18 protein-coding genes are annotated in these 15,730 nt (G+C 73.8%); 9 read left to right on the top strand and 9 right to left on the bottom strand.

Going from position 1 to position 15,730, the window contains the following annotated elements; all coding sequences use genetic code 11:
* Positions 1-82 precede the first annotated feature (82 nt).
* Positions 83-490, top strand: coding sequence for a PPOX class F420-dependent oxidoreductase (locus tag NXY84_RS00875; RefSeq protein ID WP_258725298.1), 408 nt, complete (start codon positions 83-85; stop codon positions 488-490).
* Here the strand turns inward: NXY84_RS00875 and NXY84_RS00870 are convergent.
* On the bottom strand, positions 474-1,223 hold the full coding sequence (locus NXY84_RS00870) for a VOC family protein (protein WP_258725297.1): 750 nt from the start codon (positions 1,221-1,223) through the stop codon (positions 474-476). The two genes, NXY84_RS00875 and NXY84_RS00870, sit on opposite strands and share 17 nt — an antisense overlap.
* 190 nt (positions 1,224-1,413) lie before the next feature.
* Here NXY84_RS00870 and NXY84_RS00865 point away from each other — a divergent pair, with 190 nt between their 5' ends.
* From NXY84_RS00865 to NXY84_RS00845, 5 genes are all read left to right on the top strand, one after another.
* Positions 1,414-1,935 (top strand): GNAT family N-acetyltransferase, encoded by a 522-nt coding sequence (locus NXY84_RS00865; protein ID WP_258725296.1) that lies wholly within the window; start codon positions 1,414-1,416, stop codon positions 1,933-1,935.
* A gap of 65 nt (positions 1,936-2,000) precedes the next feature.
* The gene (locus tag NXY84_RS00860) at positions 2,001-2,162 is read left to right on the top strand and encodes a heme biosynthesis protein HemY (protein ID WP_258725295.1); all 162 of its coding nucleotides are present in this window, start codon (positions 2,001-2,003) and stop codon (positions 2,160-2,162) included.
* A gap of 131 nt (positions 2,163-2,293) precedes the next feature.
* A complete protein-coding gene (glsA, locus tag NXY84_RS00855; protein WP_258725294.1) occupies positions 2,294-3,325 on the top strand; it encodes a glutaminase A in 1,032 nt (343 codons plus the stop codon).
* A complete protein-coding gene (locus tag NXY84_RS00850) occupies positions 3,322-4,977 on the top strand; it encodes an MFS transporter (RefSeq protein WP_258725292.1) in 1,656 nt (551 codons plus the stop codon). The genes glsA and NXY84_RS00850 overlap by 4 nt, the downstream gene beginning before the upstream one ends.
* Positions 4,978-5,005: 28 nt before the next feature.
* Entirely contained in the window at positions 5,006-5,410 is a 405-nt protein-coding gene (locus NXY84_RS00845) for a LapA family protein (protein ID WP_258725290.1), read from the top strand.
* Positions 5,411-5,423: 13 nt separating this feature from the next.
* Here NXY84_RS00845 and NXY84_RS00840 read toward each other — a convergent pair whose 3' ends face one another.
* From NXY84_RS00840 to NXY84_RS00805, 8 genes are all read right to left on the bottom strand, one after another.
* The gene (locus NXY84_RS00840) at positions 5,424-6,467 is read right to left on the bottom strand and encodes a hypothetical protein (protein ID WP_258725288.1); all 1,044 of its coding nucleotides are present in this window, start codon (positions 6,465-6,467) and stop codon (positions 5,424-5,426) included.
* Between the two features lie 55 nt (positions 6,468-6,522).
* A complete protein-coding gene (locus tag NXY84_RS00835; RefSeq protein ID WP_258725286.1) occupies positions 6,523-7,077 on the bottom strand; it encodes a DUF427 domain-containing protein in 555 nt (184 codons plus the stop codon).
* Positions 7,074-8,249 (bottom strand): major royal jelly family protein, encoded by a 1,176-nt coding sequence (locus NXY84_RS00830; RefSeq protein ID WP_258725284.1) that lies wholly within the window; start codon positions 8,247-8,249, stop codon positions 7,074-7,076. Before NXY84_RS00830 ends, NXY84_RS00835 begins: the two co-directional genes overlap by 4 nt.
* Positions 8,246-9,394, bottom strand: coding sequence for a glutathione-independent formaldehyde dehydrogenase (locus NXY84_RS00825; RefSeq protein WP_258725282.1), 1,149 nt, complete (start codon positions 9,392-9,394; stop codon positions 8,246-8,248). The genes NXY84_RS00830 and NXY84_RS00825 overlap by 4 nt, the downstream gene beginning before the upstream one ends.
* Positions 9,395-9,486: 92 nt before the next feature.
* Complete coding sequence (locus tag NXY84_RS00820) at positions 9,487-10,020, bottom strand: low molecular weight protein-tyrosine-phosphatase (RefSeq protein WP_258725281.1); 534 nt, start codon at positions 10,018-10,020, stop codon at positions 9,487-9,489.
* Between the two features lie 66 nt (positions 10,021-10,086).
* Positions 10,087-11,103, bottom strand: a complete 1,017-nt coding sequence (locus NXY84_RS00815) for a hypothetical protein (protein WP_258725280.1) — start codon at positions 11,101-11,103, stop codon at positions 10,087-10,089.
* Positions 11,064-11,288 (bottom strand): hypothetical protein, encoded by a 225-nt coding sequence (locus tag NXY84_RS00810; protein WP_258725279.1) that lies wholly within the window; start codon positions 11,286-11,288, stop codon positions 11,064-11,066. Before NXY84_RS00810 ends, NXY84_RS00815 begins: the two co-directional genes overlap by 40 nt.
* The gene (locus tag NXY84_RS00805) at positions 11,285-11,761 is read right to left on the bottom strand and encodes an META domain-containing protein (protein WP_258725278.1); all 477 of its coding nucleotides are present in this window, start codon (positions 11,759-11,761) and stop codon (positions 11,285-11,287) included. The genes NXY84_RS00810 and NXY84_RS00805 overlap by 4 nt, the downstream gene beginning before the upstream one ends.
* A 635-nt stretch (positions 11,762-12,396) precedes the next feature.
* On the opposite strand from NXY84_RS00805, the gene NXY84_RS00800 reads away from it, so the two are divergent.
* From NXY84_RS00800 to NXY84_RS00790, 3 genes are read left to right on the top strand one after another with little or no spacing between them, the layout of a single operon-like run.
* Positions 12,397-13,260, top strand: a complete 864-nt coding sequence (locus NXY84_RS00800) for an SLC13 family permease (protein ID WP_258725272.1) — start codon at positions 12,397-12,399, stop codon at positions 13,258-13,260.
* The gene (locus tag NXY84_RS00795) at positions 13,230-14,195 is read left to right on the top strand and encodes an SLC13 family permease (protein WP_258725270.1); all 966 of its coding nucleotides are present in this window, start codon (positions 13,230-13,232) and stop codon (positions 14,193-14,195) included. Before NXY84_RS00800 ends, NXY84_RS00795 begins: the two co-directional genes overlap by 31 nt.
* A 10-nt stretch (positions 14,196-14,205) precedes the next feature.
* Positions 14,206-15,684, top strand: a complete 1,479-nt coding sequence (locus NXY84_RS00790) for a leucyl aminopeptidase (RefSeq protein ID WP_258725268.1) — start codon at positions 14,206-14,208, stop codon at positions 15,682-15,684.
* The last annotated feature ends 46 nt before the right edge of the window (positions 15,685-15,730 follow it).

The following is a 15,730-nucleotide window of genomic DNA, read 5'->3' as shown; positions in this document are numbered from 1 at the left end:
CGCGCACGCCGTGGCACGCTCGTCGCACAGGGACACCTCGCGAGGCTGCTCTCCCTGCCGCGACGACGAGGGATCCCACCCCATGACGAGCCTGCCCACCCACGCCTTCACCGCGCTCGGCGACGAGCGGTTCGTGTCGCTCACGACGTTCCGCCGCACGGGCGAGCCCGTCTCGACGCCCGTGTGGGTCGTCCGCGACGGCGACACGCTGCTCGTCACGACGCCCGACGACAGCGGCAAGGTCAAGCGGCTGCGGCACACCGCGCGCGTCGAGCTCCGCCCGTGCAGCCGCAGCGGCTCCGTGCCCGACGGCGCGGTCCCCGTCCCGGGCGACGCCGAGCTCGTCACGGACCCCACCGAGGTCGCGCGCCTCTCGGACCTGTTCCAGGACCGCTACGGCCTCGAGTACCGGGCGTTCATGCTCGTCGAGCGCCTCGCCGCGCGGCGCCAGAAGCCGCGCGTCATCGTCCGGATCACCGCGGAGGGCTGAGGCGGAGCTCGTTGCCGTCGGGGTCGGCGAGCTCGACGGCGCCGTCCTCGACGCTGCCGATCCGGGTCGCGCCGAGCCCGACCAGCCGCTCGACCTCGGCCGCGAGCGCGTCCCCGGCCGCGCCTGCGCCGGCCGGACCGGCGCCCGCGGGATCCCCCACCAGCGCGAGCTCGAGCCTCTGCCGGTTCCTGCCGTGCCGCTCCGGCACGGGCGGGCCGCCCCACGCGACCTTGGTGCCGCCCTCCGGCGACTGGACCGCGGTCTCCTCCTGCTGGTCCCACACCAGGGGCCAGCCGAGCGCCGCCGCCCAGAAGACGCCGACGTCCCGCGTCCCCTCGCAGGCAACCTCCCCGAGGAACCCGCACCCGGCGAGGAAGGCGTTGCCGGGCTCGATCACGCAGAGCGCGTTGCCCTCCGGGTCGGCGAGCACGACGTGCCCCTCCTCGGGGCGCTGCCCCACGTCCAGGTGACGGGCACCGAGTGCGAGCGCGCGCCTCACCACGTCCTGCTGGTCGTCGGGGGTGGTGCTCGTGAGGTGCAGGTGGATGCGGTTCTGCCCGGCCTTCGTCGAGCCGCTCGGGACGAACCGGAGCCCGACCTGGGTGTCGGGCCCCGTCAGCAGGACCCCGTGAGCGTCCTCGACCGGCTCGCGGCCCAGCACCCGGCCCCAGAAGGCCGCCACTCGCGCCGGGTCGTGGGCGTCGAACGCGACGGCGGCGAGGCGGCAGGGCACGACTCGAACGCTAGGCGCCGGCCGGGGCCCGGACAACGGTCGGCCAGGGCGACGCACCGTCGTCGGACCTGACGGGACGCCGGGCTCGTCCGCCTCCCTCGCTGACCGGCAGACGTCCGACCCCTCGCCACGCTGCACGCCGGACGCCGGACGCCGGACGCCCGCCCACCGTGCTCGGTACCGTGGCCGGATGCCGGCGCTGATCGAACCGACGACCGCGCTTCACGCCTCCTGGCGCGCAGCCCACGAGGAGTGGGGGCCGGGCCTGCACGAGGACGGCTTCGGTCTGAGGCCGTCCGACGAGGTGGGGTCCGACGCGGGTTTCCGCACGTGGGTGGCCCGGCTGACCGGCGAGTCCGCACCGGCGGGACGAGTCGACCCCGGTGCGACGAGGCCCACGTACCGCTGGATCGTGGAGGGCCAGACGGTGCTGGGCGGGATCGCTCTGCGCACCGGCCCTCACGACGTCGTGCAGCGCCTGGGCCACATCGGGTTCGGCGTCCGCCCCTCCGCGCGACGGCAGGGCGTCGCGCGCTGGGCACTGGGTCAGATGCTGACCGAGGCCGCCGCGCAGGGGCTGGACCAGGTGCTGCTCGTCTGCGAGCGCAGCAACACCGCCTCCGCCGCGACGATCGAGGCGCTCGGCGGCCTGCTTGAGGGCGGCCCGCACGCCGGCGACCAGGACGTCCGGCGCTACCGGATCGCTGTCTGAGGTGCGCGCGCGACCGCCCCCGGTACTGTCGGCCGGACCAGCACCCTCCGTCGTCAGGAGTCGTCGTGGACCAGCCCGAGGCGCAGTCGGACGTCGTGGACTACACGCAGCTGCCGGAGCGCGTCGCGCTCGAGGACACGATCACCACGCAGGAGAGCCGGGTCGGTCCTGATCCGACGATGGGCCGCGACACGGAGACCGAGTTCCTGCTGCGCAACGCGGGCTGACCGCGCGCCGACCGCACCGGCTCGCACGCCTGCACCACGACACCACCCCCCGCGCCGCCGGGCACTATCCGGCGCGCACGGTCGCGTGGCAGCATCGCGAGTATCGAGTTCCCTCCGCATCGGGGTCCCGCGTGAAGACGGTGTCTGACGAGGTCGAGCAGGAGGTCTCCACCGGGTCGCTGCCCGCCTGGGACCGGGTCGAGGAGCTGGCGCGCTCGGCGCACGCACGGTTCCGGCACGACGACGAGGGCGCCGTGGCCACCTACATCCCGGTGCTCGCGGAAGTCGACCCCGCCCTGTTCGGGGTGTGCGTCGCGGAGGTGAGCGGAGCCGTGCACGAGGTCGGGGAGACCTCGTACGAGTTCTCGGTCCAGTCGATCTCGAAGGCGTTCGTCTACGCGCTCGTGTGCGAGGAGCACGGGCACGAGGTGGTGCGCGAGCGCGTCGGGGTCGACAACACCGGCCTGGCGTTCAACTCCGTGATCGCGGTCGAGCTCAACGACGGGCACCCGATGAACCCGATGGTCAACGCCGGCGCGCTGGCCACGACGGCCCTCATGCCGGGCGCGTCGTTCGCGGAGCAGTGGGAGAACGTCCGCACCGGGCTGTCGCGGTTCGCCGGCCGTCAGCTCGAGCTCGACGGCGAGGTGTACCGCTCGGAGTCGGCGACGAACGCGCGCAACAAGGCGATCGCGCGCCTCCTGCAGAGCTACGGGCGCATCGACCTGGACCCCCTCGAGGTGGTCGACGTCTACACCCGCCAGTGCGCGCTGCGGGTCGACGCCCGCGATCTCGCGGTCATGGGGGCCACGCTCGCCGACGGAGGGGTGAACCCGGTCACCGGGGAACGCGTCGTGTCGGCGCAGGTCTGCCGGGACACGCTCGCGGTGCTCGCCTCGACCGGGATGTACGAGCGCTCCGGGGAGTGGCTGTTCGAGATCGGCCTGCCCGCGAAGTCGGGCGTCACCGGGGGGATCGTCGCGATCGCACCGGGCAAGGGCGCGATCGGCACGTTCTCCCCGCGTCTGGACCCTGCCGGCAACAGTGTCCGCGGCCGGCACGCGACCGCGTACCTGTCGCGGGCGCTCGGTCTCAACATCTTCGCGTCCGCGGCGCAGGCTGCGGCGACCGGCGTGCCCGACGGGGTGGAGCACAGCGCATGAGCACGAGCGAGACCACCGGCACGACGCCGACGCCCGCCGCCACGCCGGTCGAGGAACGCCGGTCCTGGCTCCCCATGGTGAGCCTGTTCCTGGCCCAGGTGCTGATGTCGTTCAACGTCGCCGCGCTGCCGGTGTCGCTGGGGGGCATGGTCGAGGACTTCGGGGTCCCGCCGACCGTCGTGAGCTCGACGATCGTCGTGTACGGGCTCGTGGTCGCCGCGCTGGTCATGACCGGCGCCAAGCTCGGCCAGCGGATCGGGTGGGTGACCGTCTTCCGGATCACCGTGGGCACGTTCGCCGGCTCGGCGCTGCTGATGATCTTCTCCCCGACCGTCGGCTGGGCGATCGCCGGTCAAGCCGTGGCCGGCGCCTCCGCGGCCATCATCGTCCCCTCGCTGGTGGCCCTCATCGCCGAGAACTACCGCGGGTCGCAGCAGGCGACCGCGGTCGGGTCGCTCGGCTCGGCCCGGGCGGTCTCCGGGGTGAGCGCGTTCTTCATCGGTGGTGCGCTCGGCACGTTCGTGGGCTGGCGACCCGTCTTCGGGGTCGTCCTCGCGCTCGCGGTCGCGGTGCTCGCGTTCAGCGTCCGGCTGCGCGCCGACCGGGGCGACCCGGGTGTCCGCATCGACCTCGTGGCGGCCGCGATCATCGGCGCCGCCGTCGTGCTCCTGACCCTCGGGTTCAACAACCTCAACGCCTGGGGGATGTTCTACGCCTCGCCCGCCGCCCCGTTCGACCTCGGCGGCCTGTCACCCGCCCCGGTGCTGGTGCTGACCGGGCTCGTCCTCGGCCAGGCGTTCTTCGCGTGGACCCGGCGCCGCACGGCCGCAGGGAGGGTTCCCCTGGTCGATCTCAGCGTCCTCGCACGAGCCAGCGAGCGCGCCGCGGTGTACGCGATGTTCGTCGTCGTCGCCCTCGAGGCGGCACTGAACTTCACCGTCCCGCTGTACATCCAGATCGTGCAGGGTCGCACCCCGTTCGACACCGCGCTGGCGATGATGCCGTTCAACCTCACCGTGTTCGTCACCGCGACGCTCGTCGTGCGCTTCTACCGGCGCTACCCGCCGCGCACCATCGGCGTCGTCGGCTTCGCCCTCACCACGGCGGCCCTCGTCTGGCTGTCGTTCGTCGTGACGAACAACTGGGAGACCCTCCCGACGATCCTCGGACTGGTCGTCTTCGGCGTCGGGCTGGGCTCGCTCGTGACGCTGGTCTTCAACGTGCTCGTGACCGCCGCGCCGAAGTCGCTCGCCGGTGACGTCGGCTCGATCCGGGGCACCACGCAGAACCTCGCCTCGGCCGTCGGGACGGCGCTGGCCGGTGCGCTGCTCGTCACGATCCTCTCCGCGAACGTCGGGCGTGCCGTGGTCGAGAACGTCGAGCTGCCGCCCGCGCTCGTCGCCCAGGTCGACCTGGACGCCGTCAACTTCGTCAGCAACGACGACCTGCGCACCGTCCTCGCCGGCACGGACGCCACCGAGCGGCAGGTCGAGGCCGCCGTCGCCGTCAACGAGGCGGCACGCCTGGACGCTCTGCGGCTCGGGCTGCTCGTCCTGGCCGGCGTGAGCGCGACCGCCATCGTCCCCGCGAGTCGGCTGCCCCGGTACCGGCCCGGCGAGATCCCGGACCCGGCACCCGCGGGGGGCCGGTGACGTCGCCCACGCCACGAGCATCGAGGAGATGCAGCGGGTGGCGCACGGGCTCCCGTCGAACCACTCGCCCGCCTTCGCCCCGGTCATCGAGCCGACGCTGGCGACCGGGGTCGCCGCCCTGGTCGCCGGCGTCGGCTTGGCTGCCCGTGGCTCGGCCCGCAGCCGACCGACCGAGAGGCGCACCATGAGCTCGAACGTCACCCCTCCCTCGCGCTGGAGCACGATGGGCCGGCGCGCGCTCTCCAACTGGGTCGTCCTCCTGTTGGTGCTGCTCGTCGTCTCCCTGATCGCGCAGAACCGCCAGCGCGTGAGCATCCACCTGCTGTTCCTGGAGATGACGTCACCGCTCTGGTTCGTCCTCTTCCTCACCACGCTCGCCGGCGCCGTGATCGGCGCCCTGAGCAGGCGACGGCGACGCACGCGCGGCCGCTGACAGCGCCGAGGGCTCAGCGCCCTCGCTCCTCCCAGCGCCACTGCGCGAGGCTTCCCAGCCCGAGCACGTAGATGCCCGCCAGCGTCACGACACGCCACACGACGGTGCCGGCGATCAGCTCCGGCTCGAGCTGGGGGCTCGTCGCCGAGACCCACGCCGCCACGAGCAGGGCGTCGAGGACCCCCAGCCCGTACAGCGGCAGGGCGGTGACGACGAACAGGAGCAGGAAGAGTCCGACGATCTCCACGGAGGGCAGCTCGGCCGCCCCGACACCGACGGCTCGCAGCGCGACGACGAGCAGCACGCCCTCGGCGAGCACCATGCCCGTCAGGGCGACCATCGACGGCACGAGCCCGCGCCGCAGCCCGCGCTCCGCGTTGGCGCGCGTCTCGACCAGAACCGACGCCCACCGCTCGGGGTCGGCGGCACGGTGGAACCGGCGCACCGCCCGCGCGGCCGTCCGGCCCAGCCAGGCGGCGAGGTGGTCCGCGCGTGCGAGCAGCAGCAACGCGGTCAGCAGCACGGCCGCGACCAGGGCAGAGGCCAACGCCGGCCACACCGTCCCCACGTCCGCGCCGCGCGGCACGAGGAGGACCAGGCCGAGCAGCGGCGCACCGAACCGGATCGTGTAGAACTTCACCGAGTTGATGGCGCTGCCCGCCAGGCCCATGACGGGGTCGAGACCCCACGACCGGAACATCGCGACGCGGACCACGATGTCCGAGGGTGTCGGGGCGAACGTCGCCAGCAGGCTCGCGGTCAGGTCGCTCTGGACGGAACGCACCAGCGAGAGGCCCGGGACGTAGTAGGCGAGGGGCGCCGCGCTGAGCACCTGGCGCACGAGCAGCAGCACCACGAGGACGACAGCGGACGGTACGGAGACGAGACCGAGCGACGCGCGCACGGCACGCCAGTCGACGTGCCCCAGCAGCAGTTCGACAGCGAACCACGCCGACACCGCGACCGCGACCCACACCACGGCCGTCAGGAGCCGGCGGCGCGTCGGGCGCACGGCGCGGCCACCGCTCCGGCCCGAGAAGCCCGCGGTCGACGTCACAGGCCCACGCTAGGCGTCCGCCAGGGCTGCGGGTGCGAGCGCATCGGCCGCACCGTCACCAGCCGCGCGTGCCGTCCGCTCCCTTGAACGGTCCGACGACCCGGCTCGTGCGCCAGCCGCCGTAGAAGTCGCCCTCCTGCGCCTCGACGACCTCGTCGTCGACCGTGCAGCGGGTCATGCGGCCCGGGTACAGCGCGACGTACCCGGCGAGCTGCTCGTACCCGCGGCTCGGCGACGCGTAGCCCCACGCGGCCTGCCGAGCGCGCACCTCGCGACCGGCGTCGTCGTGCCCGACGACGTCCCAGTACGTCGCGCGGCCCTTGAACTCGCACCACGACGTCGCGCCGGGAACCGGGACGAGGGCGGCGGGCGCGACGTCGTCGGGGTGCAGGTAGTACGCCGGCGGGTGCGACGTCTCGAGCACGCGCAGGCTGCGGCGGGTGTCCGCGACGACGGACGCCCCGAGCAGGACGACGACGTGCTCGTCGCTCGGCTCGACGCGCGGCGGGCGCGGGTAGTCCCACACCGACTCCTGGCCGGGCTGCGGCTCGACGGCCGCACGCCCGCCCGGCGGGGGCGTGCGCGGGCGCCAGGCACCGGGCGCGGTCACGCCGGGTCGCCCCCGACGAGCCGCACCGGCCCGGCGTCGACGGGCGTGCGGAACAGCGCGTACGGCTTGCTCCGCAGGTCCTCGCCGCGCTGGTAGGTCGCCTGGCGGTGCAGCTGGTTGGCCGTGACGTAGAGGTGGCCGTCGGCGGCGACCGACATCGTGTCCGGCCAGAGCAGCCGGGGGTCGTGCACGAGCGTCTCGTAGGACCCGTCGGGCAGCCGCCGCAGGACGGCGTCGTGCTCGTACGCGGTGACGTAGACGCGACCCCGGTCGTCGGTCTCGAGGCCGTCGGCGCCCGTGCCCTTGTCGCCCTCGTCGACCACCGTGGCCGCGACCGCGGCGTCGTCGAGCGTGCGGTCGACGAGCGCGTCGACCGAGACGCTCCACAGCCGCCGCGACGCGAGCGGGCAGTACAGCAGGCGCTCGCCGTCGTGGCTGATCGCGATGCCGTCGGCGCCCATCGCGACGGGCTGCGGGTCCTCGTCGGGCGACGGCTGCTGGACCATCGGCCGGCCCTCGACGACGGGCCGGAACTCGCTCCACGGCAGCGCCTTGGTCGACGCGTGCTCGTGCAGGCGGCGCCACGCCTCGCCGGTGGCGAGGTCGACGACGATGATCGCGTTCGGCCCCGAGTCCGAGGAGTCGGTGATGAACGCGGTGCCCGCGTCGCCGCGGCGCAGGTCGAACCGCACGTCGTTGAGGTAGGTGCTCGGCAGCGCGACCGACGGGTCGAACGTGATCACCTGGACGACCTCGTCGGTCGCGAGGTCGACGCACACGAGCTTGGGGCCGCCGGGCTTCGTCGGCTGGAACAGCGGGCTGCCCGTGTCGAGCACCCACAGCCGGTCCGCCGGGTCCACGACGACGCTCTGCACGGACACGAACGCCCCGGCGTCGTCGTCGCCCGACGGCGAGTTCCACGCCTCGTCCGGGTACGCGACGGCGACCCCGTCGCGCAGCTCGGTGACGGTCGCCGGGACCTCGTCGCCCCACAGCGGGTAGTTGACGAAGACGCGGCCCTGCGCCGAGACCGTGACGCCCGTCGGCATCGGGCCCTCGAACGCGTGCACGAGCTCGAGGGTCGCGACGGGCTGGTCGGTCGCCTGCCCGCTCGAGCCCGACCCGTCGTCGCCCTGCCAGCTCACCGCGGCGGCCCTGCTCGCGCCGGTCATGCGGCCTGCCCCGGCCGCAGCAGCACCTTGGTCCAGCCGTCGACGCGCCTGTCGAACTGGTCGTAGCCGTGCACGGCCTCGTCGAGCCCCAGCTCGTGCGACACGATGAACGACGGCGTGGCGCGGCCGGCGACGATGAGGTCGCGCAGCTGGCGGTTGTAGCGCATGACCGGCGCCTGGCCCGTGCCCATGTGCTGGCCCTTGGTGAAGAACGTGCCGTAGTCGAACCCGACCCGCCCCTGCTGCGCGCCCTCGTCCTGCGCGCCCGGGTCCTCGGGGACGTACACGCCGACGACGCCGATGCCGCCCGTCGTGCGGACCGTCTGCACGAGGTTGTCGAGCACGAGCTCGGGGTGCTCCTCGCCCGAGTGGTCGTGCGCCTGGTAGCCGACGGCCTCGACGCCGCAGTCGGTGCCCCGGCCCTGCGTCGCGTCGAGCACCTGCTCGACGGGGTCGCCCTGGGAGAAGTCGACCGGCACCGCGCCGATGCTCGCCGCGAGCGCGAGGCGGTCCGGCTCCTTGTCGACGACGAACACGCGCGCCGCGCCGCGGATCAGCGCGCTGTGCGCGGCCATCAGCCCGACGGGCCCCGCGCCGTACACCGCGACGTCGTCCCCCGGCTGCAGGCCGGCGAGCACCGTGCCGTGCCAGCCGGTCGGGAAGATGTCGCTCAGCATCGTGAAGTCGTTCTCGTGCTCGGTGCCCGTGGGCAGCTCGAGCAGGTTCACGTCCGCGAACGGCACGCGCAGGTACTCGGCCTGGCCGCCGTCGTACGGGCCCATGTTCGCGTAGCCGTACGCCGCGCCGTCGACGCCCTCGGTCGGGTTGGTACGCGTGCAGAACGACGTCCAGCCCTGCAGGCAGTTCCGGCAGGTTCCGCACGCGATGTTGAACGGCACGCTGACCCGGTCGCCGACCTTGATGCGCGTGACCGCGGGGCCGACCTCCTCGACGACGCCCATGTTCTCGTGCCCGAGGACCTTGCCCTCCTCGACGGTCGTCCGGCCCTCGTACATGTGCAGGTCCGAGCCGCAGATGTTCGTGGTCGTGACCCGGACGACCGCGTCGGTCGGCTCCTCGATCCGCGGGTCCCGGACCTCGGTGACCTCGACCTGACGGGGGCCTCGGTAGACGACTGCGCGCATGGTTCTCCCTGGGGTGGTGGAGGGGGGTGCCGGGTCGTGCGTCCAGGTCCCATCGTGGGCACGCGGCTCGCGCAGCCGCATCTCGGGAAGCGCTACGCCGTGCCCGTCTCACGCCGGTCGAGCTCCTCGCGCACGTGCTCGACGATCGCGCCCGCCGCCGCCTCGACCACGTCGAGGCACGTCTCGAAGTCCTGCGGCCCGCCGTACCAGGGGTCGTCGACGTCGAGCAGGTGCTCGGACGTCTCGTCGTCCACGTGCGGCGCCGCCGGGTCGAACGAGCGGTACATCACGACCCGCCCGGCCACGCGCGGGTCCGCGGCGAGGCGCCGCAGCGCGCGGGCGTGCACCGACGTCATCGCGAGCACCAGGTCGCGCGCCGGCAGGTCGACGGCCCGCACCTGCTGCGCCGTCCGGTGCGGCACCGGGTACCCGTGCGCCGCGAGCACCGCACGCGCGCGCCGGTCGATCGGGTTGCCGTGCTCCTCGTTGCTGATCCCCGTCGAGTCGACGACGACCCGGTCGCCGAGCCCCGCGTCCTCGAACCGGGAGCGCAGCACGACCTCCGCCATCGGCGAGCGGCAGATGTTGCCCGTGCAGACAGTCATGACGCGGTAGGGGGTGCTCATGCGCCCATCATTCGGCACACGGTCCGCCGGCGTCGCGCGGGCGGTGCGCGGGCGTCGCGCGCCCTGCTACCGGCCGATCCCGCCCGCGATCATGCTCGTCACCACCACGGACGTGATCGTGACGGTGGAGAAGCCCGCGACGATCATCTTGGGCAGGATGTCGCCCTCGATGGCCGCGACCTCCTGCGGGGTCTCGCCCGCACCCCGCGCGGCCTCCTGGCTGAGGATCAGGGTGCCGGGGAACCCGTAGAGGGCGGTGAGCCCGATGCCGATCGACATCGGCACGCTGTACCCGAGGAGCTTGCCGGTCACCCCGGCGAACAGCGCGATCCCGGCGAGCCCGAACACGAAGGCGAGCAGCAGCGGGAGCGCGAGCGCACGCACGTCGGCCGGCGACACCCCGGCGAGCGGCGCGAACACCAGGATGAGGATCGAGATCATCATGAGCCCGAGCGCGTCGATGCCCGCGAGCGTCGACGGCTTGAGGACCCCGGTCGCACGCAGCGTGATCCCGAGCAGCAGCGCGACGACGAACGTGTTGAGCACGCCGTCCGTGAGGTCGTTCACCCCGATCGACACCAGGACGACGAGGCCGATGACGAGCAGCGTGCCCGCGGTGGTGCGGAGCGCTGCCGGGAGCCGGGTGGCCGTCTCGGCCCGCGCGTCGACGGCGGCGGCCGGCCGGAGGTCGCCCGCGCGGTACTCCTGCTTGAGGCGCTGGGCCTCGCGACGGAGGATCACCGACGTCAGCGGGAAGCCGACGAGGCCCTGCAGCGCGGCGATGAGCACCGGGAAGATCGCGACCGCCGTCAGCCCGTAGCCGAGCGCCGCCTCCTGCACGATCAGCACCGAGATCGTCCCGCCGCTCAGGGCCCCCGTGCCGGCGATCACGAAGTCCAGCGCGCTCGCGACCCCCTCGTAGCCGCCGGGCGCCCGGTCGCCGAAGAGCGCGGCGGCCGCGAGCAGCGCGACCCCGATGCCGAGCACCGTGACGATGCCGACGATGAGCGTGCGCCACTGCCGGCGGAAGTCGTCGATGCTGATCAGCGTGCCGAGGTGCACGATGATGAACCCGACCACCACCCCGCCGAGCCCGAGCAGCGCGGAGCTCGAGAGCAGGTCGTCGGGAACACGTCGGTGAGGAACCCGACGAGGAAGATCACCGACGCGACGAACAACGACGACAGCAGCGACCGGGTCTTCTTGGCGACGACGTCGCTCACCGTCCACACGGCCATGACCACGACGAACGCCAGGACGGGGTTCACGCCGTCACGTCCGTCAGCGTGATCCGCTCGCCCGCCGCGCCGAGCGTCAGCGTGTCGCCGTCGAGCTCGTACGGCACCGAGCCCTCGAGCAGGGCGACGAGCCACTGGTCCTGGTCCATGAGATCCGCGTCGCAGGCCATCATCGTGCTCGCGAGCTGGGGCGCCCGCAGGACGCCGTCGTCCCACGTCGCGTCCCCGAAGAGCGTGTTGCAGCCGGCGTTCACGCTCACCCCGTCGGAACGCACGATCAGCGTGATGACCGTGCCCTCGACGAGGGTGCGGCCCTCGACGTCCGTCGACTCGAAGCTCCGGCCGGCGAGCTCGTCCCCTGCGGTCGACCCCGAGGCGGACGCGCAGGCCGCGAGCAGCACGACGACGACGAGCGGCAGCGCCGCGGTGCCGAGCAGCCGTCGCGCGCGCGGTCGCCCGGTCGGGGTCGGCGTGGCGGGTCGCGCGGTCCGTGCGGTGCTCATGACGGCTCCTTCGGGCGGCTGTCCGGCGGCCGGTACCCACGATGGCGACGAGGCGGGCGGCACGGCTCCGGGGTTTGCTGCTGTGCGGAAAGGGGCGGCACGTCGGTCGGCCCGATTCCGGTCGGCGGGTCGGTGAAATCTGCCGAGGTCGTATTCCCCGCCGCGCTTCCATGCGTCGTACGACCCGAGCCCGGGTCGCGGGGACGTAGGTGTTCCCGGCATTCTTCCCGGAGCGCGCTGGGCCGACCCGAGAAATCAGCTCGTGAGCGCAATTCCCGGGTTAGCACGACGACGCGCTCCGGTCAGGGTCGGCGGTGGCAGACGGGGTGGCGGGACGCCCAGGACGCGCAGATTCGTCCGCTCCCCCGCAGCCGCCGTCGGCATCACGGTGCTCTCGACCGGCCCTCGACTGCAGCGCGCACGAAGGCCTCCTCCATGTCCAGGACGGTTCAGCCGAAACGAACGTAACAGCGCCGCCGCAGCGCGGGCCCGCCCTTTCGGGCGGTGATTCCCGGGAATCTCTGCGGACGACCGACGGAGCGCACGGTGCGAGCGACCCCACCCGTGACGCGCGGGCGGACGTGCTTTAGCGTGGGGCCAATTCGCGCACGCCGGCCGAGCACAGAAGGGCCACCATGTCGGACGCGACGACCAGCCTGGTGGTCCTCGCGGCGTGCGTGGTGCTGTTCGTGTGGAACCGGCTGCCCGTCGGCGTGGTGGCGATCCTGACGGCGTTGAGCCTGTACGTCACGGGCCTGCTCACGGCGGAGCAGGCCCTCGCGGGGTTCGGGGACCCGGTCGTGGTCTTCATCGCGTCGCTCTTCGTCCTGAGCGAGGGCCTGGAGTCGTCCGGGGTCACCGCCTGGGCGGGCAAGCAGCTCATGACCCGTGCCGGCGACGACCGCAGCCAGCTCCTCGTCGGGCTCATGGCGATGGCGGCCGTGATGGCCGCCCTCGTGACGCCCAACGGCGCTGCGGCCGCGCTGCTGCCGGTCGTCGTGCTCGCCGCGCGGCGGTCCGGGCACAGCGTCTCGCAGCTGCTGATGCCGTTGGCGTTCGCGGCGAGCGCCGGGGCCCTGCTGGTGCTGTCCGGGAGCACGGTCAACGTCATCGTGTCCGACGCGCTCGCCGAGACGACCGGTGAGCGCTTCGGGTTCTTCGAGTTCGGGCTCGTGGGGCTGCCGCTCGTGGTCGTGACGGTCGCGGTGGCCCTGGTCGCGGGGCGCCGGCTGCTCCCCGAGCGGACCCCCTCGGTCCTGCCCGCCGACTTCTCCCGTCACGTGGAGACGCTCGTCGAGCACTACGCGCTCGACGTCGGGTTCTTCCGGCTGCGCGTGCAGGCGGGGTCCGACGTGGTCGGGCGGCCGTGCGCCGCGGTCGACGTCCCGGCGGGCGTGACCCTGATCGGGGTCCAGCACGGATCGGGCGGCCCCGCCGAGCCGGGGCCGACCTGCAGGTCGGGGACGTCGTGGTGGTCAGCGGCGAGAACGCGGGGATAGCGACGCTCGTCGAGGGCCACGCGCTCGCCGTCGCGACGACGCCACTGACGCGGCAGACCCGGGAGGCGCTGCTCGGGCGGGAGGTCGGCGTCGCGGAGCTCGTCGTGCGTCCCCGGTCGCGGCTCCTGGGAGAGGTCGTCTTCCCGGGCGTGGTGCGGTCCGGGGTCACCGTCCTCGGGGTGCGCCGGCTCGGTCGCGACGTGGGCGCGCGGCGCGTGCACCTCGCCGAGGGCGACGCGCTGCTGGTGCACGGCGCGTGGCCGGCGGTCGAGGCGCTGGCCGGCGACGCGGACGTCCTCGTGACGGACGACCCGGCCCTGGTCCGCCGGCAGACCGTGGCGCTGGGCGCGAAGGCGTGGCGGGCGATCGCCGTGTTCGTCGCCACCGTGGGCCTGCTGGCCAGCGGAGCGGTCCCGCCCGCGGTCGCCGCCCTCGTCGGAGCGACGGCGATGGTCGTGACCGGGGTCGTCGGCGTGCCGCAGGCGTACCGGGCCGTCTCGTGGCAGACGGTCGTGCTCGTCGGCGGGCTCATCCCGCTCTCGGTGGCGATCTCCTCGAGCGGGGCCGCCGACCTCGTCGCAGGGTGGCTCATCGGCGCGGTCGGGGACAGCAGCCCGCGCGTGGTCCTGACGGCGCTGTTCGTGCTCACGGTGCTGCTCGGGCAGGTCGTCAACAACACCGCGACCGTGCTCATCGTCGTCCCGGTCGCCGTCGCGATGGCCGAGGAGGCGGGGATCGCCGTCGCGCCCGTCCTCATGCTCGTCGCGGTGGCCGGCGCCGCCTCCTTCCTGACCCCGATCGCCACCCCCGCCAACATGATCGTCATGGGCTCGGGCGGCTACCGGTTCTCCGACTACTGGAAGCTGGGCCTGGTCACGACGCTCGCCTGGTTCGTCGTCGCGATCGTGCTCGTCCCCGTCATCTGGCCGACCTGAGGAGCACGACATGACCTTCGACCCGACGCCCTCACGCGCGCTGCTCGACGCGGTCTCCGTCCGGGTGGCGCCGCCCGGGACCGATCCGGGGCGCGCCCTCGGGCTGGCCGTGACCGCGACCGGCGACGTCCCGTCCGGGATCCCGCTCGACCGCACCGGGCTCGTCGAGTGGGGCTTCAAGGCCGGGGTCGGCGAGACGCTCATCCTGCCCCGCGAGGGTGGCGCGGTGATCGCGACCGGGGTCGGGGACGCCCCGGACGAGGCCGCCGTGCGCGACGCGGCCGCGGCGTTCGCGCGGGCCGCCGGGCGGGACGCGGTGCTCACGACCGACCTGGCCGCGGCAGGGCCGTCGGTCGAGGGCGCCGCGCAGGCCGTCGTCGAGGGCGTCCTGCTCGGCCGCTACCGGTACGACGTCCTGCGGTCGGAGCCGGACGCCGTGCCCGTCCGCGAGATCGTGCTGCTGGTCGACGACGCGGACGCGGACGACGCCCGGCGCGGGGCCGACCGCGGGCTCGTCCTCGCACGCGCCGCCAGCCTGTCCCGGGACCTCGCGAGCACCCCGGCGAGCCACCTCACCGCGCCGGACCTCGCGGACGTCGCGGTCCGGCTCGCGGCGGAGCACGGGCTCGACGTCCGCGTGCTCGACAAGGCCGCGCTCGTCGAGCTCGGCTGCGGGGGTCTGCTCGGGGTCAACGCCGGGTCGGTCGTCGAGCCCCGCATGGTCGTGCTGCGCCACACCCCGGCCGGCGGCTCGCGCGGTCACCTGGGCCTCGTCGGCAAGGGCATCACCTACGACTCCGGCGGCATCAGCCTCAAGCCCTCGAACGCGATGCACGCCGCGATGAAGGCGGACATGACCGGCGCGGGTGCGGTGCTCGCGGCGATGACCGCGCTCCGCGACCTCGAGGTCCCCGTGTCCGTGAGCGCCTACCTGGCGTGCACCGACAACATGCCCTCCGGCTCGGCGACGAAGCTCGGCGACATCCTGACCACGCGCAGCGGGCGCACCATCGAGGTCGTCAACACCGACGCCGAGGGACGGCTCGTGATGGCCGACGCCATCGCCCTGGCGCGCGAGGACGACGTCGACGCGATCATCGACGTCGCCACCCTCACAGGTGCCTGCCTCGCTGCGTTGGGCACCCTCACGGCGGGGGTGTTCGGCAACGACGACGACCTCGTCGGGCTCGTCCAGGCCGCCGCCGCACGGACCGACGAGCGGGTCTGGCGCCTGCCGCTCGACCGGCGGTACCGCCGCCAGCTCGACTCGGAGGTCGCCGACATCAAGAACCTCGGCGGCGAGCACGCCGGGGCGATCACCGCGGCGCTGTTCCTCGCCGAGTGGGTCGGCGACGTGCCGTGGGCGCACCTCGACATCGCCGGCACCATGCGCTCGGAGACCGACGACGCGTGGCGCACCAAGGGCGCCACCGGCTTCGGCGCCCGCCTGCTCCTCGAGGTCGCCGCCACGTTCACCGCGGGCCGCTGACCCAGCCGGCGCCGCGGACGTGCCGGTGCCGGCCGCCCGGGCGGGC

The sequence above is a fragment of the Cellulomonas sp. NS3 genome (assembly GCF_024757985.1).
Classification (GTDB): Bacteria; Actinomycetota; Actinomycetes; order Actinomycetales; family Cellulomonadaceae; genus Cellulomonas_A.
This window is presented reverse-complemented; position numbering and strand designations above follow the sequence as displayed.

Coding starts and splice junctions, on each gene's coding strand:
- NXY84_RS00875 (WP_258725298.1), top strand. CDS start 83: ATGACGAGCCTGCCCACCCACGCCTTCACCGCGCTCGGCGACGAGCGG.
- NXY84_RS00865 (WP_258725296.1), top strand. CDS start 1,414: ATGCCGGCGCTGATCGAACCGACGACCGCGCTTCACGCCTCCTGGCGC.
- NXY84_RS00850 (WP_258725292.1), top strand. CDS start 3,322: ATGAGCACGAGCGAGACCACCGGCACGACGCCGACGCCCGCCGCCACG.
- NXY84_RS00845 (WP_258725290.1), top strand. CDS start 5,006: ATGCAGCGGGTGGCGCACGGGCTCCCGTCGAACCACTCGCCCGCCTTC.
- NXY84_RS00830 (WP_258725284.1), bottom strand. CDS start 8,249: ATGACCGGCGCGAGCAGGGCCGCCGCGGTGAGCTGGCAGGGCGACGAC.
- NXY84_RS00825 (WP_258725282.1), bottom strand. CDS start 9,394: ATGCGCGCAGTCGTCTACCGAGGCCCCCGTCAGGTCGAGGTCACCGAG.
- NXY84_RS00820 (WP_258725281.1), bottom strand. CDS start 10,020: ATGAGCACCCCCTACCGCGTCATGACTGTCTGCACGGGCAACATCTGC.
- NXY84_RS00805 (WP_258725278.1), bottom strand. CDS start 11,761: ATGAGCACCGCACGGACCGCGCGACCCGCCACGCCGACCCCGACCGGG.
- NXY84_RS00800 (WP_258725272.1), top strand. CDS start 12,397: ATGTCGGACGCGACGACCAGCCTGGTGGTCCTCGCGGCGTGCGTGGTG.
- NXY84_RS00790 (WP_258725268.1), top strand. CDS start 14,206: ATGACCTTCGACCCGACGCCCTCACGCGCGCTGCTCGACGCGGTCTCC.